21 protein-coding genes are annotated in these 26,839 nt (G+C 44.6%); 9 read left to right on the forward strand and 12 right to left on the reverse strand.

Annotation, left to right across the window (positions count from 1 at the left end; all coding sequences use genetic code 11):
• Positions 1 to 3: 3 nt before the first annotated feature.
• Both NG796_RS10245 and NG796_RS10250 read right to left on the reverse strand, forming a co-directional pair.
• Positions 4 to 279: a DUF4212 domain-containing protein gene (locus NG796_RS10245; protein ID WP_261206445.1), complete on the reverse strand. Its 276-nt coding sequence runs from the start codon at positions 277 to 279 to the stop codon at positions 4 to 6.
• 738 nt (positions 280 to 1,017) lie between these two features.
• The gene (locus tag NG796_RS10250) at positions 1,018 to 1,245 is read right to left on the reverse strand and encodes a hypothetical protein (RefSeq protein ID WP_261206447.1); all 228 of its coding nucleotides are present in this window, start codon (positions 1,243 to 1,245) and stop codon (positions 1,018 to 1,020) included.
• A gap of 115 nt (positions 1,246 to 1,360) precedes the next feature.
• Here NG796_RS10250 and NG796_RS10255 point away from each other — a divergent pair, with 115 nt between their 5' ends.
• The 3 genes from NG796_RS10255 to NG796_RS10265 all read left to right on the forward strand — a co-directional run bounded on the left by NG796_RS10255 (position 1,361) and on the right by NG796_RS10265 (position 3,303).
• Positions 1,361 to 2,209 carry an SDR family NAD(P)-dependent oxidoreductase gene (locus tag NG796_RS10255; protein WP_261206449.1) on the forward strand — a complete coding sequence of 283 codons (849 nt, stop codon included), beginning with the start codon at positions 1,361 to 1,363 and terminating at the stop codon, positions 2,207 to 2,209.
• 85 nt (positions 2,210 to 2,294) lie between these two features.
• Complete coding sequence (locus tag NG796_RS10260; RefSeq protein WP_261206451.1) at positions 2,295 to 2,519, forward strand: hypothetical protein; 225 nt, start codon at positions 2,295 to 2,297, stop codon at positions 2,517 to 2,519.
• Positions 2,520 to 3,009: 490 nt separating this feature from the next.
• Positions 3,010 to 3,303 carry a hypothetical protein gene (locus NG796_RS10265; protein WP_261206452.1) on the forward strand — a complete coding sequence of 98 codons (294 nt, stop codon included), beginning with the start codon at positions 3,010 to 3,012 and terminating at the stop codon, positions 3,301 to 3,303.
• A gap of 83 nt (positions 3,304 to 3,386) precedes the next feature.
• Here the strand turns inward: NG796_RS10265 and NG796_RS10270 are convergent, their stop codons facing one another.
• The 5 genes from NG796_RS10270 to NG796_RS10290 form a co-directional block, all read right to left on the reverse strand.
• Complete coding sequence (locus NG796_RS10270) at positions 3,387 to 4,325, reverse strand: exopolyphosphatase (protein WP_261206454.1); 939 nt, start codon at positions 4,323 to 4,325, stop codon at positions 3,387 to 3,389.
• A gap of 264 nt (positions 4,326 to 4,589) precedes the next feature.
• Positions 4,590 to 5,708 carry a WD40 repeat domain-containing protein gene (locus tag NG796_RS10275; RefSeq protein ID WP_261206456.1) on the reverse strand — a complete coding sequence of 373 codons (1,119 nt, stop codon included), beginning with the start codon at positions 5,706 to 5,708 and terminating at the stop codon, positions 4,590 to 4,592.
• A 148-nt stretch (positions 5,709 to 5,856) separates the two neighbouring features.
• The gene (locus tag NG796_RS10280) at positions 5,857 to 6,306 is read right to left on the reverse strand and encodes a heavy metal-responsive transcriptional regulator (RefSeq protein ID WP_261206458.1); all 450 of its coding nucleotides are present in this window, start codon (positions 6,304 to 6,306) and stop codon (positions 5,857 to 5,859) included.
• A 39-nt stretch (positions 6,307 to 6,345) separates the two neighbouring features.
• Entirely contained in the window at positions 6,346 to 6,642 is a 297-nt protein-coding gene (locus tag NG796_RS10285; protein WP_411268795.1) for a hypothetical protein, read from the reverse strand.
• Between the two features lie 349 nt (positions 6,643 to 6,991).
• Positions 6,992 to 7,171, reverse strand: a complete 180-nt coding sequence (locus NG796_RS10290; protein ID WP_254563522.1) for a hypothetical protein — start codon at positions 7,169 to 7,171, stop codon at positions 6,992 to 6,994.
• 133 nt (positions 7,172 to 7,304) lie between these two features.
• Here NG796_RS10290 and ald point away from each other — a divergent pair, with 133 nt between their 5' ends.
• From ald to NG796_RS10305, 3 genes are all read left to right on the forward strand, one after another.
• Entirely contained in the window at positions 7,305 to 8,393 is a 1,089-nt protein-coding gene (gene ald / locus NG796_RS10295) for an alanine dehydrogenase (RefSeq protein ID WP_261206460.1), read from the forward strand.
• A gap of 76 nt (positions 8,394 to 8,469) precedes the next feature.
• The gene (locus NG796_RS10300; protein ID WP_261206462.1) at positions 8,470 to 9,063 is read left to right on the forward strand and encodes a GNAT family N-acetyltransferase; all 594 of its coding nucleotides are present in this window, start codon (positions 8,470 to 8,472) and stop codon (positions 9,061 to 9,063) included.
• A gap of 306 nt (positions 9,064 to 9,369) precedes the next feature.
• The gene (locus tag NG796_RS10305; RefSeq protein ID WP_261206464.1) at positions 9,370 to 10,323 is read left to right on the forward strand and encodes a hypothetical protein; all 954 of its coding nucleotides are present in this window, start codon (positions 9,370 to 9,372) and stop codon (positions 10,321 to 10,323) included.
• 131 nt (positions 10,324 to 10,454) lie between these two features.
• Here NG796_RS10305 and NG796_RS10310 read toward each other — a convergent pair whose 3' ends face one another.
• The gene (locus tag NG796_RS10310; RefSeq protein ID WP_261206466.1) at positions 10,455 to 12,389 is read right to left on the reverse strand and encodes an MASE1 domain-containing protein; all 1,935 of its coding nucleotides are present in this window, start codon (positions 12,387 to 12,389) and stop codon (positions 10,455 to 10,457) included.
• Between the two features lie 1,235 nt (positions 12,390 to 13,624).
• Here NG796_RS10310 and NG796_RS10315 point away from each other — a divergent pair.
• A complete protein-coding gene (locus tag NG796_RS10315; protein ID WP_261206468.1) occupies positions 13,625 to 19,042 on the forward strand; it encodes an ATP-binding sensor histidine kinase in 5,418 nt (1,805 codons plus the stop codon).
• Positions 19,043 to 19,116: 74 nt separating this feature from the next.
• Here the strand turns inward: NG796_RS10315 and NG796_RS10320 are convergent, their stop codons facing one another.
• Together NG796_RS10320 and topA are read right to left on the reverse strand one after the other, a co-directional pair.
• Entirely contained in the window at positions 19,117 to 19,731 is a 615-nt protein-coding gene (locus NG796_RS10320) for a Uma2 family endonuclease (protein WP_261206470.1), read from the reverse strand.
• Positions 19,732 to 19,856: 125 nt separating this feature from the next.
• Entirely contained in the window at positions 19,857 to 22,514 is a 2,658-nt protein-coding gene (topA, locus tag NG796_RS10325) for a type I DNA topoisomerase (RefSeq protein ID WP_261206472.1), read from the reverse strand.
• Here topA and NG796_RS10330 point away from each other — a divergent pair.
• Both NG796_RS10330 and NG796_RS10335 read left to right on the forward strand, forming a co-directional pair.
• Positions 22,498 to 22,620: a hypothetical protein gene (locus tag NG796_RS10330; protein WP_261206473.1), complete on the forward strand. Its 123-nt coding sequence runs from the start codon at positions 22,498 to 22,500 to the stop codon at positions 22,618 to 22,620. The two genes, topA and NG796_RS10330, sit on opposite strands and share 17 nt — an antisense overlap.
• A gap of 614 nt (positions 22,621 to 23,234) precedes the next feature.
• Positions 23,235 to 24,809, forward strand: coding sequence for an NAD(P)H-quinone oxidoreductase subunit N (locus NG796_RS10335; protein WP_261206474.1), 1,575 nt, complete (start codon positions 23,235 to 23,237; stop codon positions 24,807 to 24,809).
• Positions 24,810 to 24,919: 110 nt separating this feature from the next.
• Here NG796_RS10335 and NG796_RS10340 read toward each other — a convergent pair whose 3' ends face one another.
• Together NG796_RS10340 and NG796_RS10345 are read right to left on the reverse strand one after the other, a co-directional pair.
• Positions 24,920 to 25,561 (reverse strand): YggT family protein, encoded by a 642-nt coding sequence (locus NG796_RS10340; RefSeq protein WP_261206475.1) that lies wholly within the window; start codon positions 25,559 to 25,561, stop codon positions 24,920 to 24,922.
• 292 nt (positions 25,562 to 25,853) lie between these two features.
• Positions 25,854 to 26,654, reverse strand: a complete 801-nt coding sequence (locus tag NG796_RS10345; protein ID WP_261206476.1) for an Rpn family recombination-promoting nuclease/putative transposase — start codon at positions 26,652 to 26,654, stop codon at positions 25,854 to 25,856.
• Positions 26,655 to 26,839: the final 185 nt, after the last annotated feature.

Consider the following 26,839-nt stretch of genomic DNA (forward strand, 5'->3'; position numbering starts at 1 on the left):
CAGTTAGTCTCTCCGATTGCTGTCATTATTGCTGTCGTTGTATTTGCGATCGAGTTTATCCATTTGAATGGCATAGATAAAAATTAGAACCACAAAGATATAAATGGATCCTTGTTGAGCCATCCAAAAGCCGAAGGGTAACCTTCCAATCCGAATCAGGTTGAGGGGTTGTACCAATAAGATGCTGCACCCAATGGAGACGATTCCCCAGGCGATCAGCAGGTTTCGGATTAATGCTTTGTTGGCCCGCCAATAAACGTGCCGGTTTTCGTCGTTCATGATTTTGGCTCAAGCAGAGTTTAGTGATGTGAAGTTTACTCAGCATACAGTGGGATGCTTTGGCAATGCTAGAGGGAAAGATCTTTTTCCTTGGGGAAAAAATAGCGGGGTGCTGCGATCGCCAAGTGAGCTGAAGTGTGATATATTATGGCTACAGATACCGATACAGTTTTTTGTGGGGATCGCTGCTCCGGAGTGAGAATAAAGGCCGGGGATCGCCGGTATCTCGCTCATTTCCTGCTAGGGCGCTACAGTGGCAGATTCTGGGGCAAGTTTAAAGGGTAAGGGCAATTTCTGTTTTGCCGTTCTAAATCAGGCCGGGGTTGGGCAACTTTTCCCGTTCTGTTCTCGTCCCCTGAAATTCCCCACAACCGAGAATTTTTCTGAGATTCTTTTTGGGTGAGTCCCCTTCTCCTCTACCGATTGAGGTAGAAAGAGAGGGCTCGGGGGTTAAGGTAGTATTCCTATCAGGGGAGATTGTACTGGGGTGATTTGTATCACACCTATGGTCAGAACTCAAACGTTATAACCCTTAGAGGACAGTCATTTAAAAATTTATTACGGAAGCCGTCCAAAAGTTTATGAAGAAATATTGCAGTTGCTTGATTTAACTGTTAAAGTATGCTCAAGGGCGACTTAAGTCCATACTCGTATCTAGGAGGCCAGCCCACCATGTACAAAAACCCAACGGATACAGTTCGGGACTAAGAATAGGACCGAGGGGGAAATGGAACCGTGCTACCGCGTCATATTCAACATCAAAATGCGCGAGGGCGGACTGTCAATTTCAATAATACTTGTGGATTGGGTTTCCCAAGAAGAATTGGCATCTGAGGCGTTGACTCCATCACCCTGATTAGGTTTTGAAGTATTTTCAACCGGCATTTGGTTGCAGAGTTCAGCCATTGTATAACAGACCAATTCTGAACCGCCTGCCTCAAAATCGCTGATGCTTACTGATTGCATTTAACTTATTCTTCTGATCGCCTAAACGGGTGACTCTGTGAAGTGCCAAAAAATATCAACAGACTTGGCATGGAATGGGGAGAGGGATAAGACCTCAAATATGGAGGCTTCATTGATGAACATTCAAGACAAGACTGCACTCATTACTGGCGCGTCCCGTGGAATTGGGCGGGCGATCGCCCTGGAGTTGGCACATCAAGGCATGAAACGGCTCATTATTGTGGCCCGCGATCGCGACAAATTAGCCGAAGTGGAAGCTGAGATTGCGGCGATCGGAGTAGAGGTCGTGAGTCTCCCTTTAGATCTCACGCGACCTGTGGAAGTGGACATTGCGATCGCCCAAGCCTGGAAGCATCATGGTCCAATTCATCTGTTGGTCAATTGTGCGGGCGTCGCACATCAGACCCCATTTTTGCAGTCGAAATTTCCAAAAATTCAGGAAGAACTTTCTCTGAACATTATGGGAATGTACGAGATCACGCGCATGGTTGCCAAGCGCATGGCAGCAAGGCAAGAAGGCACAATCGTCAATGTTTCCAGCTTAATGGGCAAAGTGGCTGCACCTACGATGTCTACCTATTCCGCAACCAAGTTCGCTATTCTCGGCTTCACTCAAGCCTTGCGCGGGGAACTTGCGGAACATAATATCAAAGTCGTCGCACTTCTGCCCACTTTGACTGATACCGACATGGCGAAAAACTTACAATTGTTTCGCTGGGTTGTGCCGATGACACCGCAACAGGTGGCAAAAGCACTGGTATCAGGACTCAACAAAGACGCCTCGGAGATCTTAGTGGGATGGCAAAGTCATTTAGCGGTTTTGTGCCAACGGATTGCGCCGTGGCTATTGGATAAAATGCTCTTGATGGCTTCTCCTTTATCTGCGGATCTGGAAAAGCGCCATGATCGCCGGAATCAAGCCAGCGATCGCCTCCTCGCCGAGGCGGCTGCCGCATCCCGTTAAGGGCTTTCTAAAAACCCGGTGGGTACTATCGAGTAGGGGCAATTCATGAATTGTCCCTACATCAACGTAGGATTTTAAGGTTTGGTTGGCCCTTAATCTGGTTGTACGCCATGAGTTAAAAGCCGGGTTTCTGCCAGAAAATCTGGGGCAATTAGCCACGGTTTCTAGGGCAGAAACCCGGTTTTTGGTCCCGGGGATGGAATACTGTAGTAGAGTTTTAGGCGATCGCACTCCTTTCCTGGGGTCCAAAGATTTCCTGGGGGTCACCGGATTGACTCACCGGAATCTAGACTTGAAACGCTTTCAGTGAAAGGGGGATATTTTATTTTACCATAACCGCTCCTATCCGACGCATCTTGCCAGAGGCATAACAGCGAGAGTTTGGCCGACCCATTGGACCCTCTCCCCTCCAAAACTTCCGCCCCGTCTGGATTCCCTGGCGAGTTGACCCGGGACCGGGGGCATGGAATGTCCGTAAATTTATAAAAAATGAATTCATTGATACAATAATCCGACGACTCATGCTAGACTCGTACCAACTGGAAAATAAATTAACCGGGTAACCGAGTCAAAAGCATCAGCCAATTGTTGCGGCTGACTCTGGATCCAAATGCTCTAAGCTTGGATAATTATTTTTTGAACGTTTCTAATATTTTCTTTCCCCAATAATTTAATTTTTTTTGACGGATTGTACTCAATCCTCATAATATGTAAAATACAAACCCAATAAACATTATTCGTCTAGCGGCGAGGAGGTTGATCCCATGTTAAATGCACAGCACAATTCCAAGGGAAACTTCATGGTAGTTGATTTGGCCGAGGGAGTTTTAGTCGGTTCTCTCATGCCTAAAGATAACCTCCCCGCATTGCGATCAGGATTTGCCGGATATCCGGCGAACCCCCGATGGAATATTATTAAATATCGGGCCTGGAAAATGGGACGGCAGTTGCGACAGTCTTTGGATGAAGGGGAGTTAGTGGTGCGTTCCACTGACTTCATGTTAGTTCCAGCACAAGAGAATTCTTCAACTCAGATTGGGAAGGTGAAGCAACAGAGCGATCGCTTTCTAACAACTCCAATGGTACTCGCTTAACTCAAATTCATGAATTCAGAATCTTTCCCTAGAAGGAGCGATCGCTGTTAAGGCGATCGCTCTTTCTCATTTTATTGGGGCTTTTAAACTAGGGCAGTCAGGCGATCGATTAAAGTTTGTTTTACCTGTTCTGCATTTTCATTTTCAACTTGGCAAGTGCCTGCATTCGCATGACCCCCACCGCCATATTCCAGCATCAAGGCTCCAATATTAAGATTGGAGGTGCGGTTTAAAATTGACTTACCCACAGCAAACACGGTATTTTGTTGTTTGAGTCCCCAGAGAACGTGGATGGAGATATTGCAGTCGGGATAAAGCGCATAAATGGTAAACCGATTGCCTGCATAGATCGTCTCTTGATTCCGCAAATCCAGAACAACTAAATTTTGATAAACTGTTGAACAGTCTTTAAGTTGCTGATTAAATTTTTCTTGGTGTTCAAAGTACAAGTCGGACCGTTCTTTGACATCAGGAAGCTGTAAAATTTCCTCAATGGTATGATTTCTACAGTAATCAATTAACTCCATCATTAATTGATAGTTAGAAATTCGGAACTCTTTAAATCTTCCCAAGCCGGTTCGAGCATCCATCAGAAAGCTTAAAAGCACCCATCCTGCGGGTTCTAAAATCTCGGACCGCTCAAATTGAGCTGAGTCTGACTTATCCACCGCTTCCATCATTTCGGTGGAGATGGTGGTAAATTTTTCAGGTCCGCCAAAGTAGTTGTAAACGACTCGGGCGGCAGAAGGAGCCTTTGGATCGATAATATAATTATCTTGCGCGTCTTGATTGCGGATGGTTTCGCTTTCGTGGTGGTCGAAAACTAAATGAGCGGTTTTGACGTAGGGTAAATTGGTGGTAATATCGCGATCGCTGATGTCAATTTTGCCATCCTGCATATCTTTTGGATGCACAAATTTAATCTCATCGATGAGATTCAGTTCTTTTAACAGAACAGCACAGACTAACCCATCAAAATCACTACGGGTTACTAAGCGGTACTTATGGTCGTTACTGGACATATTTCCCCCGGTTGGATCAGTATCGGTTTATTTTCTCTAGGTGTCTCTATTGAAACCGATCTGTTCTCTGCTGTCTAGGATATGGATACCCTATTGCTTAGAAACCGGGTTTTTTACGAAATCTTGGTCTATTCGTCACAAATTTAGGCAACAAATCCCTTTTCGGGTTCCCCCAACAATTAAAAACCCGGTTTCTTGACACCATTGGGGGCAATTTGCCATGAATCGGGGTCAGAAACCGGGTTTCTGGTGCCATAGATGGTGTCAGGGATTGGGGGAGGCGATCGCATCTTGATTGGGACCCATGCCACCCCGCCATAAGTTGACGATCCGATCTAATCCTCCGGTAGCGAGGGTCAGTCCATCGGGATACCAGGCGATCGCCTGGGCCCAATCTGACTCGGCGGAAATAAATCCGACTGCTTCTCCTGTTTCAATATTCCAGAAGCGAATTCCATCCCGAGATGCACTGGCAAACAGTTGACCATTTGGGTTGATTTTCAGTGACTTAATCCAACTGGGATGATCCACCAGGCTATAATGCAATTCTCGATTAACTAAATCCCAACATTTAATCGTAGCATCAAAACTACCGGCAATTAAACGATTGCCATCGGGGGTAAAATCTAAGGTGGTAATTCCGCGATCGTGTTGAAATGAAGTCGAGAGGGGATTGCCAACAATGGCGGTTCCTTCCCCGGGAATCACCGGCCATAAAATAATATTACCCTGATGAGTTCCTGCGGCAATCAGTTGTCCATCGCCTCGAAATGCTACGGAATAAATCGGTTGTAAATTTAATAAGACTTGGATGAGTTGGTAATCCAGCAAATCCCAAAAGCGAATTCCATCTAATCCACCACTGACTAAATTTCGGCCATCGGGAGAAATTGCTAGGGAAAGGACGTTACTTCTATGTTCTAAAAATCGATGTAATAGTTTACCTTCTTGGACATCCCAAACTTCGATCGCCCCGCCATCGGAAGAACTTACGAGGGTATTTCCATCGGGAGAAAAAGCTAGGGCGAGGACACGATTTTGATAGGTATTCCAGTGGCGAATTCGTTTTTCTTGTTGTAAATCCCAGATTTCAATTCTTGGATCATTTCTGCCGCCGCCTAGGGCAATGAATCGGCCATCGGGACTAAAGGCGAGGGAGTGAATGGTGGCGGATTCTCCTTCGATCGCCAGAAATAATTCTGGATTGTCCCAACTCGGGGCGATGGGGCGATCGCTTTGCCCTTGAAATTGGGGATGAGAGGCGGTAATCCAGGATAATCCAGCCTGCACAGAAGGGGGAGGCATTCGGGGTTGAGGAGTTGCCAGAGTGCTATCCCCCAGGGAAAATAAGGCAGTGTTCAGCAGAAAGGGAAGATAGGCCAATAACCCAGGGATTAAACCCTTAGTTAGAACAGGGTTTTTTAATCTGAATCTCTCCATTCAGTTTACCACTCATCGATTCAGAACGTATGACTTAACCGTACTCATTCAAATTCTAGCCTGTTCAGGGAATTGAAATTTAGACTAGAAATCAGTCTTGATGATGATGACAGTCAGGTTGAATATTGGGGCAAATGGTATGAGCAATTTGGTCCTCGGGGGGTTGTTCTTGCCAGCCCTTGAGAATGCCCTTTAACTCTGACCGGAGGGTTTCTAATGACCGAATTTGTTCATCAATTGCCGCAACTTTGGCCTCTAAATGATGTCGAACTTCTCCACAAGGTAACTCGCCGCGATCGTGAACCTGCAAAATATCTTTTATTTCCGTCAGAGTTAATCCCAAAGATTGCGATCGCTTAATAAAAGCCAACCGATTTAGCACCGTAGAATCAAAGAGCCGATAACCTGACTCGGCCCGTTCTACGGTGGGTTCTAACAGACCAATTTCTTCATAGTAGCGAATCGTCTTCACCGGCAATCCCGAAGTTGCAGACACTTCGCCAATTTTTAGGGATTTTTCACCCACCAAAAGTTCCATCATTTTGCGGTTGAGGTGACGGGTATTACAAGCCCCGAACAGTTATTGAGGGGGATATTTTTTAGAAGTCATCAATAAGGGGAGAGGTTGACGAGAAGAAGCCGGGGGGAGATAATGTTCCGGCACTCGTTCGAGATCTAAAGGCTGACTGCGGTGAAGTTGCCACCATCGTAAAGCTAAAGCCCCGGTCACCAGGACAAGGCCAAAACTAAATAGAGAAACGCTGTGATCAATTCCGCCGAGGGCTGCATCGACAGCCCCGACAATCACGATAAAGCTAGTAATAGGTTCTTGACGGTAGGCCGACTTTAGAAATCTAATCAATCCAGGATTCATCATAGTTAGTGTTTTTTTCTTGCGGGTAATTTTTCTCTATGGTTAAGATTTAAAGTTGACCCCCGAGGTTAGGGCGAGGGCAATGCCCATTTCCCTTTTCATTGTAACGTTTCGACGCCTTGATTGTACTCTACCGTTTGGGGGTTTTAACTCAAAAGGGCGATCGCCTCGAAAGGCAATCCGGAGAACGCCAAGTCTAATGGGGTCAACCTATAGATGGTTTCTGCCCCTGGCGATCGGATTCCGGAGTTCTTTCAATTCCCTCGTGAGGGTTTAAACCCTACCAGATTCCCCAGGTACAAGTCCAGAGGGTCGGATAGGGATAGCCTACCCGACCCTTGTAGGAAATGACCTAGTTCAGGCCCAACCAGGACAGCAGTCCTTGTCCCGTGAGGTATTCAATCAGCAGCGTCAGGGCAAAACCAATCATTGCCGCCCGACCATTCAAGCGTTCAGCATACTTATTGAAGCCAAATTTTGGTTCTTCCAGCTTCGGGGTAACAGTAGGTCCGGTAGGTTGGGGTTCTGTCATGGTGAGTCGGTTAATTTACAATTCTTAACGTTTTATCATCTTCTATTGTAGGGAGACCGACTCATTCGTCAACAACAATCCTTCTAAAATTTCCTAAATTAAGGTATCACAACAGAAGCAAAAGAGGTGATTCATGGAAATCGGCGTCCCAAAAGAAACAAAAGATCGGGAATATCGGGTGGGGTTGAGTCCGAGTAGCGTTCGAGTCCTTACGGAACATGGACATTCCGTGTTTATCGAAACTCATGCCGGGGTGGGTTCGGGATTCAGTGATCAAGAGTATGTGCACAGTGGAGGGAAAATTATCCCCACGGCGAAAGAGGCATGGAGTCGGGACTTGGTGGTGAAGGTGAAAGAACCTTTACCGGGGGAATATGGATATTTACATAAAAAGCAACTGTTGTTTACCTACCTCCATTTAGCTGCCGATCGCCAATTAACTGAGACTCTGATCGAATCGGGCGTCTGTGCGATCGCCTATGAAACCGTGGAACTCCCAGATAAAAGACTTCCCCTACTCACCCCTATGAGCATTATCGCCGGTCGTCTCTCGGTGCAATTTGGATCGAGATACCTCGAACGACAACAAGGAGGACGGGGAGTGTTGTTGGGAGGTGTTCCGGGGGTCAAACCGGGTCATGTGGTGATTTTAGGCGGCGGTATCGTCGGTACAGAAGCGGCAAGGATGGCGATCGGCATGGGGGCCCGAGTGCAAATTTTAGATATCAACGTCGATCGCCTCGCCTATTTGGAAACCTTATTTGGGTCCCGTGTGGAATTGCTGTATAGTGAGTCCTTACAAATCGAGGCAGCCGTTCCCGATGCCGATTTACTCATTGGTGCAGTCCTCGTTCCCGGGCGTCGTGCTCCCATTTTAGTCCCGCGTCAGTTAGTGGAAACCATGCGCCCCGGGTCAGTGATTATTGATGTTGCAGTGGATCAAGGCGGTTGTGTGGAAACATTGCGCCCCACTTCCCATACAAATCCTACTTATATTGAAGCCGGAGTCGTACATTATGGCGTACCTAATATGCCCGGTGCTGTCCCTTGGACTGCAACCCAAGCCCTTAATAATAGTACCTTACCTTATGTGGTGAAATTAGCCAATCATGGGATTAAAGCTTTAGAACTGGATGAAGCTTTAGCCAAGGGATTGAATGTGAAAAACCATCAACTGCTCCATCCTGATGTTCAGCATGGTTTCCCTGATTTAGTCCCGTAGAACTTAGAAAAAGCTAGAGGATTTTGAACGAGTCCTCTAGCTGGGAGTTTGAACCCGTTTAAATTCGGTAAAAACAATGAAAATTTTTATAGAAACTGACCGTTTAATTTTGCGTTATTTTAACACAACCGATGTTCCAAACCTTTTAAAATTAGACAGTGACCCAGCGGTAATGCGCTACATCAATGGCGGAATTCCTAGCAACTTAGCCGATGTTGAAACAGGGTTATCTCGAATGTTAGACTATTATGAACATTACCAAAATTTGGGTTTTTGGGCCACTCATGAAAAAGTGAGTGGAGAGTTTCTTGGCTGGTTTCATTTTTATCCTGCCATGATGAATCCCTTTGGAGTAGCCGCGAATCTAGTCCGAGAAGGAGAGATTACTTTAGGATATCGATTGTCCCAGTCCAGTTGGGGGAAGGGATATGGTACAGAAGGAGCGCGATCGCTCCTCCATAAAGGGTTTAATGAAGGGGGGGTCGAGAGAATCATTGCTTGGGCATTACAAGCCAATACAGCCTCGATTCGCGTCATGGAAAAAGTCGGGTTACAATTTGAATGTGATTATCACTTAAAGCCTGATGAATTACCAGCCTTAAAAAAAACTGAGGAACGACTGATTCTCAAGTATGGCTGTGATAACCCTAACTTGTTATCCAGAAAATAATCCAAATTTAGCTCAGTTTATTCGGTAAGTCGTTAAGTTTTGAAAATTTACCCTTGAACTTCCTGGAGAACTATGAAATCATATCAACCCAGTAATAAAGTTTCCTTTTCGGGGTTTAAGTGGCTCATTTGCGCCTCTTTATTAGGAGGAATAACGATTGGAGGTATCTCTTTTTTGCTGTCGCAGTTTGTCTATATATTTTTCATATTTCCTATGGGAATGGGAAGTTTAGGGGGTAATTGTCTAACTTATGCTATTCAAAAAGGCAAGGTTAGAAATCCGCTCCTGTCCAGTCTATTGGCGGGGGTGAGCGGCCTATTGATTTATGGCTCTTTATTCGTAGGAAATTATTGGCTATTCCAGCAAAGATTTCCCCAGTTTTTGTCTCCTTTAGAACAAGAAACTTTAAAAAAATCTGGGGAAAGCATTGATGAATATTTGCAAGAAAAAACCGGAAAGCCAGGGTTTTTAGGTTATGTTAAATATAGCGCTCAAGAAGCCGTGGTCATTCGAGAGATGCTCAATGGTGATTTTGCTATTAACGAAACCTTAACTTGGCTTTATTGGCTGCTGGAGTTAAGTATTATTGAGGGATTTATTATAACTCTCTCTTATTCTGCCGCCAAAGAACCTTTCTGCGAACCTTGCGAAGCCTGGTATAATCAACCCAAGCGATTGGGGAATGTTAAAAGTCAATTTTCTCAGGATTTTTTGGAATTAATTCAGGATGAGAACTATTTCCAAGCAGCAGAACTGATAAAGGCGAACTCTCCCCCGTACAGTCCCAGTGTTGAAGTAGAACTTCAGCGTTGTCCCTGTTGTAAAACCAGCGATGTTATCCTCAAATTAAGCCGAGTGAAGTTAGAGTCTCAGGGGGGATTAACCTTAAAACCTATTCAAGTCGGCCTCATAACTCAGCAGCAAGCCCAACAGTTTATAGAATGGGTTCATCCTCAATCTTTGGAACAACCCGAAAATTGGGTATCCCTGTTATCGACAGACCGAATTACTATCAAGAACAGTGATCAGTTTTTACCCCACGGATTGCAAACAAGGCAAATTAAAGAAATAGTCCAACAACTTGCAAAGTTTTGGGCTATTAAAACTGCCTATTTTATCCAAAAACAAGTGCAAACTTTACCCGAAAAGCCCTTGTATATTTTAGGCGTAGTTCGTCGCCGTCCGTTAGGGTATGAACCCGAAATAGCGGATATCAAGCTAGTCCATCAACTCTATGATGAGATTGAATTGCCGGAATAAACCCTAATTATGGCTCTAAATAAAGATAAACTACTGGAAAAAAAGATGCAGCAAATACCTGAGTCTAACATTTACATATCTTAGAGATTTAGCCCCGATTCGAGCCTAATAAATTGAAAAAAAGAGAATCGTCACTCCCGATTTCCTTTGGAGGGATTTCGGAGGGGAAGGGTAATTTCAAAAGTCGTGCTAACACCGCGTTCTGAACGGCAATTGAGATTGCCGTAATGCTTTTGGACAATCGTTTCATAACTGATATAAAGCCCTAAGCCGGTCCCTTGCCCTACAGGTTTTGTAGTAAAAAAGGGATCAAAAATTTTCCCTTGAACCTCTGGATCAATCCCGCACCCATTATCAGTAATAGTAATCTGAATTTGCTCCCCTTCTAATTCTTGGGTTTGAATATGAATCTTTCCCGAATTAGCGGGGGCATGGGCTTCGATCGCATCAATAGCATTGGTAAGAAGATTCATAAAGACTTGATTGATTTCCCCCGCCCAACATTCAACCGGCGGAAGTTTACTGTAGTCTTTAATCACTTCAATTTGGGGAGGGAGAGACTCAGAAATCTGAATTCTATGTTGTAGAATCACCAAGCTACTTTCCAATCCCTCGTGAATATCAACGGCTTTCAACTGAGCTTCATCCAACCGGGAAAAATTCCGGAGACTCAAGACAATCCGCTGGATGCGATCGGCCCCTGATTTCATAGAATTCAGGAGTTTAAACAAATCTTTTTTAACAAAGGGCAAATCAATCTGCGCTTCCATTGCCACAATCTCTGAGTCTGGTTCTGGATTTTTTTCCTGATACAGGGACAACAGATCTAAGATATCTCTGAAGTAATCTGTAGCGGGTGAAAGATTGCTATAAATAAAACTCACCGGATTATTAATTTCATGGGCAATGCCTGCGACTAACTGACCCAAACTACTCATTTTTTCATTATGAATCAATTGCCCTTGGGTTTGCTTAACTTGCCGTAGGGCAGTAGCGAGAGATTCGGCTTTTTCTTTTAAATGAATTTCTTGTTTTGTCAGTTGTTCATTGGCGTTTGAGAGTTGCTGGGTTCGTTCGATGACCCGAAATTCTAGTTCAGCTTTGGCTTGTTTTAAGGCATCTAAAGCATGACGGCGTTCCTGGAGGACGGCAATTAAAACTAGGGTGGTAACTGAAATGACCGCAATAAAAGATTCTAAGAAGAGGAGAGAGGCATTGAGATTGTCTCGAACAAAGGAACTACGATTGAGAATAGTTCCAGCGATCGCCATTAATCCAGTCAAGGCGATCGCTAAGGTAGTCCAGCGTTCCGAAAACCGAAAAGCAGCCCAACCCAATAAGGGAATCATTAGATATTCTACAGGATATCCATACCAAAATGCTAAACTAACCACTCCATTAAAGAGTAAAAACCAACTCCAACTTTCCAGACGGAGAACCCGCAATTCTTGGGCCAAAATTTTTGCCAAATTAAATATAATTCCAGTCTGATTTTTCGGTTGCCAAATTGGGCTTAAAAAGTGATACCAAGTTAATAAAACTGGAGTAAAAATTAGGACACCGGCCAGATTGGATACCCACCAAGTTAACCAAGACTGTCCAAAATTTGACCAATCTATCCATTGCGCCACACAAAGGGCTAAAATGCCCACAGTAGCACTAATCATTTGAGCGGCGATCGCCCCACAACTGACAAAAATAAATACCTCATTCGCCCGATGAAACGGATACCAGGTATGAGTCAAATGGCGAATCAAAGCGGCCCCAAATATAGGAGTTAGGGTATTTCCCACCGCAGTAACTGCCGCAATTGCCAGACTAATCGGGGTAGGATTGATGAATACTGAAATAGCAAAAGAACCCAAAGCAATACCGGGCCAAATCTGGTTTCCCCAGATTAAAACTGCCCCCAACCCCACCCCTGCAGGAATCCAAACCGCTGTAACATCACCGGGGAGGACAGCTAACTTGAGTCCAAGAATGCCCAAAACACAGTAAAAAAGGGCGACCGGAGCAATTAATAGGACATTTTGTCGGAACTGAAGTGGGTTTAATCGTCTCTTCATCTGACACTCCGTAAGGGATATTATCCTCAAAAAATCATTATTAAACGCCTATTTTTGCAGTCATTTTTGACGTGGAAAATTCAGAATTTGTATAAATTTTTCCTTAATTTTCTCCTCTAGCTAATGAACGCAAACCAATTTCCAGTGATTGTCTTATGAATATCTGTGGTCCCTGACCTTACTAGAACTCCCCCATTCCTGTTTGATGGGGCTTTTAATTTCCTGTTACAGGTATTGTTCTGGCATTAGACAATTAGGGTTTGAAAGAGCTATCATATTTAAGGTTCCTCACAATCACGTGGTTGTAAAGGTGGATTAGGAACGAGGGACGCTAACTGATAATAGTCCAATCCGCCGCCAACTTGCTATCTAGGTTTATCATAACAGGGGATTGGCGGTAATCAAACTGGGGATTTATCAAACTGATCCATCCTGTTTCTGAGGAAATAAGTGAGGGTAAATCCTAGGGTTGCTTCTCTCGGTGGAATGATCTCAAAATATTCAGGATTGGCCCTAGCGTTTTGGGACTACCCTGGTGATTAGAAACTCTAGGGTTTTATAGAGGACCAGATTCAGCAATCTGCTATCAGACTCAGTTTTTTGCTATCCATAGTACATCTGTCTTGAAAACATCCGATGGAATAAAATTCAAAAGGGGAACAGTTTCCTGGCGAAAATTCTGATCTAAACCCATTGGGTGCGATCGCCTCATTACTCTTCCGCTGAAAATGTTAAGTTTTGGTAATTTTAAACCCAGTTAAGTTCAGTTAGCCTCTCTGGGCTTGTATTATTGAAGGTAGGCCACTTGGGAAACTCCAAAAAATAAAATATTCTAGGAGAGATCCCGCCAATCCTCTGAGTATCGGTGGAATAGGTGCAATTCTACCCAACCTCTCATGCACCCCTTGTTCAGAAAAATCTATGAAGTCTTGCTAGGTTTTTTACACCCATAAACATCTAGCAAAATCCGATTTTTATTTTTTATTTATTAAGTTAAACACATAGGTTAATAAATTCCATAATAAAAATAATTACACAAGGCATTTTTCTGTATCGAGGCTGTTGAAAAGAATATCCAAAAGACAGTGTTTTGAGCAACATTTTATTTAATAAATGATAGAATCTATAAAAGAGCCTATAATAAAATAATCTCTAAATTTTTTCTTATTATTCCCGAAATTTAACTCAAAAAGTGTAGCTTTATAAAATTCAACCAATCCATAAAAATTAAGATTATGAAGATACTTGCCAATTTGCCCGGTTATAAAATCAGTGAAACCTTATACCACGGGACTCGGACTGTAGTCTATCGAGGAATTCGGGCTAGGGATAAAAAACCTGTTGTCATTAAAATTTTACGAAATGAAAACCCTAATTTCCATGAAGTGGCTCAGTTTCGTAATCAATATATTATAGCAAAAAATCTCAACTATCCGGGTATTATTAAAACTTTATCCCTAGAGGTATATCAAAATGGCTATGCCTTAGTGATGGAAGATTTTGGGGGAGTTTCTCTGGCTCATTATGTACAAGCGGCCACCGAAAAAATTTTAAAATCTAAATTATGGGATTTATTGGAGTTTCTAAAAATTACCATTCAAATTACAGGAATTATTCATCATTTACACCAAAATCGAGTAATTCATAAAGATATTAAACCCGCAAACATTTTAATCAATCCAAAAACTACTGAAATTAAATTAATTGACTTCAGCATTTCTTCTCTGTTACCGAGAGAAATCCAGGAAATTGAAAATACCAATGCGTTAGAAGGTACTTTAGCTTATCTATCACCCGAACAAACCGGCAGAATGAATCGAGGGATAGACTATCGGAGTGACTTTTATTCATTAGGAGTGACTTGTTATGAACTCTTAACGGGACAATTACCCTTTGTTTCAGAAGATGCGATGGAGTTGGTACATTTTCATTTGGCTAAACCACCTATTCCCATCCACAAACTGAATCCAAGCATTCCGGTGGCTTTATCTAAAATTGTCCTGAAAATGATGGCAAAAAATGCCGAAGAGCGGTATCAGAGTGCATTAGGAATTAGATATGATTTAGAAACTTGTTTATCACAATTAGAACAAATTGGACAAATTCAGGACTTTGAAATCGGCCAACAAGACATCAGCGATCGCTTTTTGATTCCGGAAAAATTATACGGGAGAGAAGCCGAAGTTACTCAACTTTTAAATGCCTTTGAGAGAGTCAGCCAGGGGGCAAGCGAAATGATGCTCGTTGCTGGATTTTCCGGCATTGGCAAAACCGCAGTGATTAATGAAGTTCATAAACCGATTGTTCGGCAACGGGGTTATTTTATCAAGGGCAAATATGACCAATTTAACCGGAACATTCCTTTTGGGGCTTTTGTGCAAGCTTTTCAAGATTTAATCGAGCAGTTATTATCGGAATCTGATACTCAGTTACAAACCTGGAAAGCCAAAATACTGGAAGCCCTGGGCGAAAATGGACAAGTTTTAATTGACGTAATTCCTGATTTGGAAAATATCATTGGAAAACAGCCCTCAGCCCCAGAATTAGTGGGAACGGCTGCCCAAAATCGCTTTAATCTCCTGTTTCAAAAGTTTGTGCAAGTTTTTACAACCAAAGCTCATCCGTTAGTGATATTTTTAGATGACTTACAATGGGCAGATTCTGCTTCTATTGACTTGCTCAAAATATTGATACAAGAGACTGAATATTTATTAGTCTTGGGGGCTTATCGGGATAATGAAGTCTCTCCGATTCATCCTTTTATATTAGCCCTTAATGAAATAATCAAAAGCGGAGCCACTCTTGATACCATCACTTTATCTGCGTTAAGCAAAAATGACCTCAATCAGTTAGTATCAGAAACGTTAAATTCTCCCTTATCTTTAACTGAATCTTTAACCGAATTAATTTATCAAAAAACCCAGGGTAACCCCTTCTTTGCGACTCAGTTCCTCAAGGCATTGCATGAAGATAAACTAATTACCTTTAACCGCCATCAGTCCCCCCTGACTTCGGACAGAATTCAAGGGGGATGGCAATGCGATCTTGCCCAAGTCAAAGCCCTGGCGATTACAGATGACGTGGTAGAATTCATGGCATTGCAATTACAAAAGTTACCCAAAGAAACGCAGGATATTCTCACATTAGCTGCTTGTATTGGAGCTGAATTTGATTTGAATACCTTAGTCATTGTCAGCGAAAAATCCCAGGGAATGACCGCAACTGCTTTATGGCAAGCGTTGCAAAAAGGGTTGGTGATTCCCACGACGAAAATTTATAAGTTCTTTACTGAACCGGAGAAGGAGGAACTTTTCAATGTTTCAGCGAATCCCACTTATCGATTTTTACATGACCGGGTTCAACAAGCCAGCTATTCTCTCATTCCTGAATTGCAGAAAAAGCAGACCCATTATCATATTGGCAAACTCCTCCAACAAAACTTGTCCGAAATAGAACAAGAAGAAAGGCTATTTGATATAGTCGGGCATTTGAATTTAGGTCAAGAGTTAATTACTCAAACAGGGGAACGGGAATCCTTAGCCCGAATTAACTTAGCGGCTGCCCAAAAAGCCCGGAATTCTACGGCTTATTCAGCCGCCCAAAATTTTGTGCAAATTGGGCTAAATTTGCTGGAGTTGGACCGCTGGAAAAATCAATACAAACTCTGCCTAGATTGTTATGTAAATGCCGCAGAAATAGCCTATTTAAATGCAGATTTTGAAGGAATGGAAGTTCTAGCAAACCAGGTTTTAAACTCAGCTAAAACTGTACTAGACCAAGTAAAAATTTATAAAATTAAAATCAGTGCTAGGACAACCCAGAATCGGATGTTAGAGGCGATCGCGATCGGTCAAAAAGCCCTAAAACTATTGGGGGTAGAGTTCTCCACTGAACCCAATCCAGCCTTGATAGAAGAAGCGCTCAAAACCTTAGCCGATCAACTTCAAGATACCCCGATTGAGCAGTTGGTTAATCTGCCAGTGATGAAGGATCCTCAAACCATTGCTGCAATGGAACTATTAGCCTTATTATTTCCCCCAGTTTATCAAGCCAGTCCAGGGTTACAACCGCTATTATGTTCCACCCTAGTGAGTCTATCCCTACAATTTGGAAATACACAGGCATCAACCATTGGGTATGCCGGTTATGGCATGGTGCTCTGTGCTTTTTTGGGGGAGGTAGAAAAAGGCTATCGTTTCGGGCGTCTCGCACTTAGTTTACTGAATCGGTTAAATGTGCGCGAATTAAAGCCGATGACTTTACTTTGGTTTGGATTTTTTATCCAACATCGTCAGGAAGCCTTAAGAGCAACTTTCCCCCATGTGAAAGAAGGTTATTTAGTGGGCATGGAAATCGGAGATTTTCTGACGGCAGGTTATAATATTGCGGTTTATTTTTATAATAATTTCTTCGCCGGTGTCACCTTAGAAGATTTGGAGGCCGAAATAGAGAATTACTGCGTGGTTTTAAATAAAGCCAAGCAAAATTCTCCTGTGCTTTACCTAAAAATGACCCAACAAATGCTTCAAAATTTGATGGGAATAGCCCCTCAACCCGAGTTATTAATGGGAACCTCGTACAATGAAAGTGCGATGATTGCCCAGTATCAGAAAGATAATGAACTCTCCGGACTGGCTTATCTTTATACCTATAAGCTCATTTTAGATTATCTATTTTATCAGCCGCAAAATGCCTTAACCTATATAACTGAAGCTAATCTGGCTTTGAAAGCCGTCTTTGGATCTATTCAAACCCCAATTTTTCATTTTTATGCGGCTTTAAACTATTTAGCAGTCTGCCATAATCAGTCGGCAATAGAGCAAGCTAATACGCTGAAAATTGTAGAGAGTCATAAAACTATTATTGAAGAATGGGCGCAGTATGCACCCCAAAACTACCATCATAAACTTTGTTTGATTGAGGCTGAAAAATATCGAATTTTAGGCCAGAAGTCCGAAGCAATTAACCTTTATGACCAGGCAATTGCTGGCGCGAAGCAAAATCTATATCTCCAGGAAGAAGCTTTAGCCAACGAACTAGCCGCTCAATTTTACCTCGATTGGGGTAAAGAAAAAATTGCCGCAGGTTATATCCAAGAAGCTTACTATGGTTATGTCCAATGGCGAGCTAAAGCCAAGGTTACCGATTTAGAACAACGGTATCCCCAACTCCTCTCACCTATCCTAGAACCACCTCCCATGACTGCCTTCTTGCCTCACACCACCACTGAAGAAGTCATTGCAGGTAAACACACCTCCAACCGGATCTCTGAGGCCCTAGATTTGGCAACGTTACTCAAAGCATCTCAAGCTATTTCTAGCGAGATTCACCTTGACAAACTTTTAAGCGTTATCTTAGAAATTATCATTGCTAATGCTGGGGCAAATAAGGGTGTTCTTCTTTTGAAACAAGATCAAAATTTACAGGTAAGCGCTTTGATAGAATTTGGGAAATCTCCGAAAATTCTCTCTTCAATTCCTCTGGAATCCAGCTTAGATGTTCCAATTACTGTAGTGAATACAGTCAAACGAACTTTAAAACCTTTAGTCTTAACTGATGCCCGAATTAATCCTCGGTTTATGACGGATAGTTATATTCAAAAATATCAACTCAAAAGTGTGCTTTGTAGTCCCCTTCTCCATCAAGGGCAGTTGCTTGGAGTTTTATATCTCGAAAATCATCTAACGGTCGGTGCATTTACTCGCGATCGCATTGAACTCCTGAGTCTCATTTGCGCTCAAGCTGCGATTTCTTTAGAAAATGCCTGTCTCTATCAAACTGCCCAACAAGCCTTAACTGAACTCAAAGAAGCACAACTGCAAATCGTGCAAAGTGAAAAGATGTCAGCTTTAGGAAACCTTGTTTCGGGAATCGCTCACGAAATCAATAATCCTATTAATTTTTTAAGTGGAAATATTAATCCTGCTTTGGATTACATTCGGAATTTGTTTGATTTACTGGGTTTAATTCAAGAAAAATATCCCCATTTAGACCCAGAAGTTCAAGATAAGATAGCAACCATAGAGCTGGATTATATTCAAGAAGACTTGCCAAAACTAATCGAATCCATGCAAGAAGGTGTTAAACGGATTAATGACATTAGTAATAGCTTGAGAACGTTCTCTCGTGCTGATACCGATCGCCCTGTGGCTTGCAATATTCACCACGGACTCGATAGCACTATTATGCTGCTCAAACACCGCCTGAAATCTAACGAAAATCGCCCGGAGATTAAAGTTATCAAAGACTATAGTGATTTGCCGATGATTGAATGTTATGCAGGCCAATTAAATCAAGTTTTCATGAATCTCTTGAGTAATGCGATCGATGCTCTGGAAGACTCAAATCAAGGATGTGAGTATAGTGAGATTAACAATCAAATTGTTATCACAACTGAACTCTCTAGTGACCCTCACCAGGTCATCATTCGGATTAAAGATAATGGGATTGGAATGAGTGAAGACTTGCAAGCCAAAATTTTTGAGCATTTATTTACGACAAAAGCTGTGGGGAAAGGAACTGGACTCGGATTGGCGATCGCCCGTCAAATTGTCGTAGAAAAACACTCGGGTTTGCTGGATGTTAAGTCACAATTAGGTAAGGGAACCGAATTTACTATTATACTTCCCTTTGAAGCCAAATCTAGTTTATAGTAAGAATTACTTGATAAATTAACGGTTTCTATAAACTTTAATAAACGTTAATAGGCTCCCAATTAACCCCTCCCTTAACTCGGTTCTAAATCAGAGTTAATCTTCCCTTCTTCCGGTGCCAAATCGACCTTATCGTACAAATCAAGCAGTTGCAGGGAGAAGTCAAAAGATTGGAACGAGACCGTTGCTTCTAAGCCATTGTACTCGCGAAATAGCCAAGCCTGGTCCTCAGTTTTGGTGTAATGTTCGAGATGGGCAGTATATTGGTCAATTAACAAATATTCCCTAAAACTAGCAATGGTCCGATAAGCTGCAAATTTTTCATCTTTATCGTAACTGCGCGTTGACTGGGATAACACTTCAGCAATGACAATCGGATTGGTAATGGTATCTTTGCGCCCTTCCTGCAATTCTACCGGCTGACCGACCACCATCACATCAGGATAAGTATAGATTCGTCGATCCGGAATCCAAAGCCGTTGATCGGCAATAAAGACATCTAAGGGTTGGCGTTTCAGTCCAAAATTAAGAAACGCGAACAAATTACCGGCTATCCGGTTATGATTGGGTGTACCACCGGGCATGAGAACAAGGTCTCCATTACGATATTCATGACGGTCCTGGGAGGCAATTTCTTGGGCTAAATATTCATCAACCGTATAGGTGCGTTGGCTGAGGGTAGAAGTCATAGCAACTCGCAGGTTAGGTTTAGTTTAATTATACCTCAAATTGAAAAAGGTTTGGTTCTATTGACCTCATCAGCTAATAAAAAAGGGTGCGTTATCTTCCTCTTCACGCACCCTTAATTCAGGGGTTAACTCTTTTTCTTCACTGTGGAAGTTGTGGATTTTTTCTTAGTTGTCCCGGTTTTTGACTTGGTACTACTGGTTTTGGATTTGCTACTACTCTTACTCTTAGAGGTGGATGTTTTGGCCGCCAGCAGTTCCACAGCTTGGGCGAGGGTGACCTCTTCTACGGTGGTGCCTTCGGGTACAGAGGCATTGGTTTTGCCGTGTTTGACGTAGGGTCCGTAGGGTCCGTCGTAAACGTTTACGGGTTCGTCATCTGCGGGATGTTTGCCGAGTTCCCGCAGGGGTTCCTTGGCTTTGCTAGTTTTGCTACTGCGGCTTTTTTTCGGTTCGGCGAGTAATTCTAAAGCACGAGATAGGGTGATGCTGAGGACATCATCTCCGGCTTTCAAGGACCGATATTCTTTGCCCTCTTCTTTCCCGCGATCGCAGACCACATAAGGACCAAATCGGCCTAAACTGGCTTGGATTTTGCCGCCGTTTTCGGGATGCACTCCCAAAGTGCGGGGTAAGGCTAACAGTCCCACCGCTTGTTCTACGGTCAAGTTTTCTGCGGTGACGCCTTTGGGGAAAGAAGCCCGTTTCGGTTTTTTATTCTCTTCGGTCGCTTCTCCCAGTTGAACATAAGGACCATATTTGCCAATCAAGATATAAATCGGCAGTCCGGTATTGGGGTCGGTACCAAGTTGGTCCGGTCCTTCGGTTTTTTGCTTGAGAATCAGTTGGACTTGTTCCGGGTCCAGGTCCGAGGGGGTGAGGTCCTTGGGAATAGAAGCGGTAACGACGCCGCTACCATTGTCGGCTTCGATATAGGGTCCATAGCGCCCAATGCGAACTTTAGCGTCTAGGTTTTCCAATTCCACGCTACGGGCTTGGTTGGGGTCGATCGCACTTTCCTGTTGTTTGACTTGGGTTTCCAGTCCCGTTTCCCCGAGATAAAATTTCTGGAGATAGGGCAACCAGGCGGCTTCTCCGGTGGAAATATCATCCAGAGTCCGTTCCATTTTCGCCGTAAAGCCGGGGTCTACCAATTCGGGGAAGTATTTTTCCAACAAATCGGTGACGGCAAAGGCGGTAAAGGTGGGGACCAAGGCATTGCCTTTAAGGATGGAATAGCCGCGATCAATGATGGTACTAATGATGCTGGCGTAGGTACTGGGACGTCCGATGCCTTCGCTTTCTAGGGTTTTGACCAGGGAAGCTTCGGTATAGCGGGCGGGGGGTTGGGTTTCATGGCCCACTGCTTCAATTTTTTGGCAATCGGGGCGATCGCCAACTTTTAAGGCCGGTAAAATCACCTCTTGGTCCTCTAACGCCGCATCGGGATCATCCGACCCCTCCACATAAGCACGCAAAAATCCTGGGAAATCGATCCGCTTGCCACTGGACCGAAATCCGGCATTCTCCACCTGCAAATCTACCACAACAATGGTTTGACGGGCATCGGCCATTTGGCTGGCGACGGTGCGTTTCCAAATCAAATCATAGAGTTGTAATTCCCGTCCCGAGAGGGGAGTTTGTTGGGGAGTTCGGAAACTGCTTCCTGCTGGACGAATCGCTTCGTGGGCTTCCTGCGCCCCTTTGCTCTTGGTGGCATATTGCCTGGGTTTGGGGCTGAGATACTCTTTCCCGTACATTTCTGCCACACAGGTCCGCGCTGCGGTGAGGGCCTGTTCTGACAGATGCACCGAGTCGGTTCTCATGTAGGTGATGTACCCATTTTCGTAGAGACTTTGGGCAATTTTCATCGTATCCCGGGCCGACAACCTCAATTTGCGGTTTGCCTCCTGTTGCAGGGTGGAGGTGGTAAAGGGGGGAGAGGGTTTGCGGGTGGTGGGACGTTCCTCAACTTTGGCGACTTGCCAAGGTTTGCCCGTGAGTTGGGTAACCAAGGCCCTGGCTTGTTCTTCGTTGAGGAGGACGACAGTGCGACCGGCGATAATTTGGCCCGTAGATTCATCAAAGTCGCTACCCGTGGCAACTTTGCGATCGCCCAGAGTGACCAGTTTGGTCTCAAACGGGGTTTTGGCCTGAACTAAGCGGGCTTTTAAATCCCAGTAGGACCCTTGACGGAAAGCGCGACGCTGCCGTTCACGTTGGACCAACAGACGCACCGCCACCGACTGCACCCGACCCGCAGAGAGTCCCGAGGCGATTTTTTTCCACAACAGCGGCGAGAGGGTATAACCGACCAAGCGGTCTAAAATCCGGCGCGTTTCTTGGGCATGGACCAATTGATAATCAATCGTGCGGCAATTGTTGAGGGCATCACGGATCGCCTCCCGGGTGATTTCGTGAAACACCATGCGCTTAATCGGCACCTTGGGCTTAAGCACTTCTTGCAGATGCCAACTAATGCTTTCTCCTTCCCGGTCTTCGTCCGTTGCCAGAATCAGCTCATCGGCGTCTTTGAGGGCATCTTTGAGGGTTTTGACGACTTTTTGCTTGGTTTTGGGGATGACGTAGAGAGGCTCAAAATCGGCTTCTACATTGACCCCAAGCTGCGCCCATTTTTCCCCTTTGACTTGTTCGGGAATTTCATCGGCAGAGGAGGGCAGATCGCGCACGTGACCCATCGATGCCTCTACGCGATAATCGTTCGGCAGGAAGTTCCGAATCGTGCGGGCTTTGGTTGGAGATTCGACGATGACGAGGGTTGACATGGCACCTTTTGGGGATAGCAGCTTTGTAGAACGTCAGCTTGAGAGCTTTTTGGGGGAGATGTCAAGGGCGATCGGGAAAGGGGGCATCAGTCTAACGGGAGTCTAACGGCCCCGTTTTTGCAGTTGAGCGCTGCTGGTCGATCCGTGCCAATCTCTAGTTATATCTGATTTCGCGAACCCGATTGGGTGGCGGGATCAGGGGATGGGCGGTTCGGTAGTGGGGACTTGAGGCTGAAGGCTGAGACTGACTTCTACCCGGAGGACTGGAAAGAGCGGCGATCGCCTCGGTTCTCGATCGCCAGGGTTCCCGATCTCCTTTATATCTATGATGGGGGTGATCAAGGGTGACTTAACATCCCACTTGGATCAGAGTCTTTTCCATCGGAGGTCCCGATGGTTGGGGAGAAGCTCCCTAAATTGACCCTAACACAAGCAGAGGAAACCGGAGGCAAAAATGGGGAAGGGGGTGAAGAAGTCGCGGATTAGACTTGCGTTTTCTCCCCAGTTGCAATGGGTTTTAGGCGTTCCTCGGAACAGCAACCCGGAGGTTGGGATGAATCAATAGGGGCGAATATCACCGGGTTTCACCCAGAGGAGTCGAGGCGATTCGAGGGGTTCGGGCGGATATCAAGGTAAGATGCAAGATGTAAAGAATTGCTAATGCATGAACTGCACCAACTTGATGCTGAGTGATTGTATTGTATCTGCCGATAACTTCCTATGAACTTTGCTAATCTTGCCGCCCAGTTAAATGCTGGAATAATTTTGCCAGAGGGAATTGTCATTATTACCCTGCTGGTGGTCCTGGTTTATGACCTGATCGTCGGACGGGAGTCGTTAAAAGTGACCCCTTACATGGCGATCGCCGGTCTACTGGCGTCCCTGGTGGCGCTGGTTTATCAATGGGATGCCAGCGACCCAATTTCGTTCCTCGGTGGGTTCAATGGCGACGCCATGAGCGTGATCTTTCGCGGCATTATCGCCCTGTCTGCGGTGGTGACTGTTTTGATGTCGATCCGCTATGTGGAAAACTCCGGCACCGCAATGGGCGAGTTTCTGATGATTTTGCTCACCGCAACCCTGGGGGGAATGTTCCTCTCCGGCGCAGATGAGTTGGTGATGATTTTTGTCTCTTTGGAAACCCTGAGTATTTCATCGTATCTGCTCACGGGTTACATGAAGCTGGACCCCCGTTCCAATGAGGCGGCTTTAAAATATCTGCTGATTGGCGCTGCATCTTCGGCAGTGTTTCTCTATGGGATGTCTTTGTTGTATGGACTTTCCGGGGGAGAAACTCGCTTAAGTGCGATCGCCGCAGGCATGACAGCTTCTGGAACTGGCCCCTCGATCGGACTGGTGATTGCCCTCGTGTTCGTGATTGCCGGTATTTCGTTCAAAATATCTGCGGTTCCCTTCCACCAATGGACCCCGGACGTTTACGAAGGCTCTCCCACCCCCGTTGTAGCGTTCCTCTCCGTGGGTTCTAAAGCAGCAGGGTTTGCCTTGGCAATTCGTCTGCTGACGACGGCATTCCCCCTCGTCGAAGAACAGTGGCACTTCGTGTTTACCGCCCTCGCCATCCTTAGTATGGTTTTAGGTAATGTGGTGGCCCTCGCTCAAACCAGTCTCAAACGGATGCTTGCCTATTCCTCCATCGGACAAGCAGGGTTTGTAATGATTGGGTTAATTGCCAATACCGATGCCGGATATGCGAGCATGATTTTTTATCTGCTGGTTTATCTGTTCATGAACTTGGGTGCATTCACCTGTTTGATTCTCTTCACCCTCCGCACGGGAACGGATCAAATTAGTGAATATGCGGGGCTGTATCAAAAAGACCCCTTGTTAACCTTGGGGTTAAGTATTTGTTTGCTCTCTCTGGGTGGAATTCCTCCCCTGGCTGGATTTTTCGGAAAAATTTATCTGTTCTGGGCCGGTTGGCAAGCGGGTCTTTATGGCTTAGTATTGCTAGGCTTATTAACCAGTGTGGTTTCGATTTACTACTACATCCGCGTTGTCAAGATGATGGTAGTTAAAGAACCACAAGAAATGTCCGATGCGGTCAGAAATTATCCAGAAATTCGGTGGAATTTACGCGGAATGCGATCGCTCCAAGTGGGGTTAATCCTGACAGTGATTGCGACTTCCCTTGCTGGAATTCTGTCTAATCCCCTGTTTACCTTGGCGAATAATTCCGTTTCTCGGACCTCTATGTTACAAGCCTCAATGGGGAAAACCGTCCCTGTTGCCACCTTAACCAGTCCGGCAGACTTAGACGCGTCCAATACCCCTTAATAAAAGCCGGTTCAATTATCAACGGTAATATTTTGTAGAGGCAATCCCGGTGGGGTTGCCTCTCTCCTATTTTAGGGGTCTACTCAAACCCCATTCAGGATCACTTTTGGTTAATTCCAAATTAATTCCAGTAGCCGAATCACCAACCAAGTTAGTAATCCATAGACGGCGATCGCAATCAAAGCGTTGAACTCAAAAGCAGAATTTCCAAAGCTTGGAGTCGTAAACAGGGTTTCAAATGGCGTGACAAAGGGAGAGGATAAGGCATAAATAAACCCCGCAAACTGATTGGCTGGATTTGCGCCTAAAAGTCGCAACACAACCCGCAAAATCAACAAAACTCCCAATGCTCCCATCAGATAGTAAATCACTTGATTAGTCTTGCTTAAGGCAAGTCTGCGTCTAACTTCAGCAACGCGCCGTTCCTCTTCTTCCAATTGGATTCCTTCAATTCGGCGGTTGATATAGTCTTCTTGTTGTCGTAATTCCTGAAGCTGTCGGCTTAACCGTGCCTCTTCTTGTCGCAGTTCCCCGAGGTTTTGAATGTGACGTTCTTGTTCCCGTCGCAGATCATCAATGGCAGGGTTCCGGGATTGCTCAGAGGGACTATACGCGCGATCGCCTCCGGGAATGCCCGGATTTGGGGGTGTTAACGGTTGTTCGGGGAGTCGAACGGGATATTCTTCCCCCGAATCCCAGGATGGGGGTTGGTTGGCATTTTCGCGATCGGGTCGATTATAGTCTGGGTTCATCTTTATCCCTCCCTACAAGATAGTTTTATGCTTATGCTATCAATCGGTTTACCCGGTGAGGGCGATCGGCTGTAAAATCGCAACAAATTTAGAGGGGGAAAATTTGTGGATGATGCCGCCCTTTTTCTCACATTGTGGTAAAGTCGGATAGGGGGTAGTTTTATTAATTGTATCCGCCAGTAAATAAACCCGATTTAACCAACTTTTTATTCCAGTAAATTGGAATCCACTGTTTCGGTTTATATAAGTTCAAGTTAAAGCAAAGGCGGGGATTAAAAACCCCGCCTTTATTTTAGGTCTCCCTTGTCAGTTCTTCAAGTCGTTCCCGAGTTAACCCCGTGACGTTGATAATTTGTTCCACTGGCATTCCACTGCGGAACAGATTCACCGCAACTTGGGCGATCGCCTCCTGACGACCTTGTTGAAGACCTTGTTGGATACCCTGTTCGATACCCTTTTCTAACCCTTCATCTAAAATGGATTGATACATGGACGACTCGCGCATGAGGTCCCTCCTTAAAATCCGTTGAATTGACTCTTGATTCAATATTAACCCAGCTAGAATCGAGGAAGCCGCAGCAATATTCGCCTGTTCTTCTGGGTCCTCGATTTCTTCCACCGCCTGCGCCACTTGAGTTAACACTGCAATGGCGTTATCGGTACGACTTAAGGCGGCAAAGGGGAGTAAACCCGGTGAGTTTAAGAACAGTTCCGTCGGTTGTTCCCATAACCGAACCACCTCAAATTCGTGGTGGAGTTTATCCAAGTTAAACTGATTTTGATAAACTAAGGGAGACTCGGTGGGTCTGAGGTAAATCACCACCTGTCTCATTTCTTTGTCTGGAAAGCGTCGGTAAACTCTAACTCGATAGTCCAACATCCGAAAGGGAATCTTGAGGTCCGGGTTTATTTGGAATTCAAGGTGGAGAATAAAGTCGAACGATTGCAGTAAAATCAGGGAATCGGCGCGAATCGGTTCTAGGGAAAGTTCCTTGGGACTGAGTTCGGTTAATTCAACAGCCTGTCCCACAAACCACCGGGCAAAATCTAGGCTAAAATGTTCCGCTAAGAACTTACAAATGTTATCATACATAGAGGCAGTTTATTTGTTTGATGAACTGTTAGTTTCTGGAGTTTAGACTAAGCGAAATTTGACCCACCAGGAGGGGAGCCACTGTTAAAAGAGTGTAGGACAAAAATGAGAAGCTTAAGCGGTCTTTTTGGGGGATGATTTTGGTTTTGAATACCTCTTTTTGACCACTGGATAGCGAGTAGAGG

The sequence above is a fragment of the Laspinema sp. D2d genome (genome assembly GCF_025370755.1).
GTDB lineage: Bacteria > Cyanobacteriota > Cyanobacteriia > Cyanobacteriales > Laspinemataceae > Laspinema.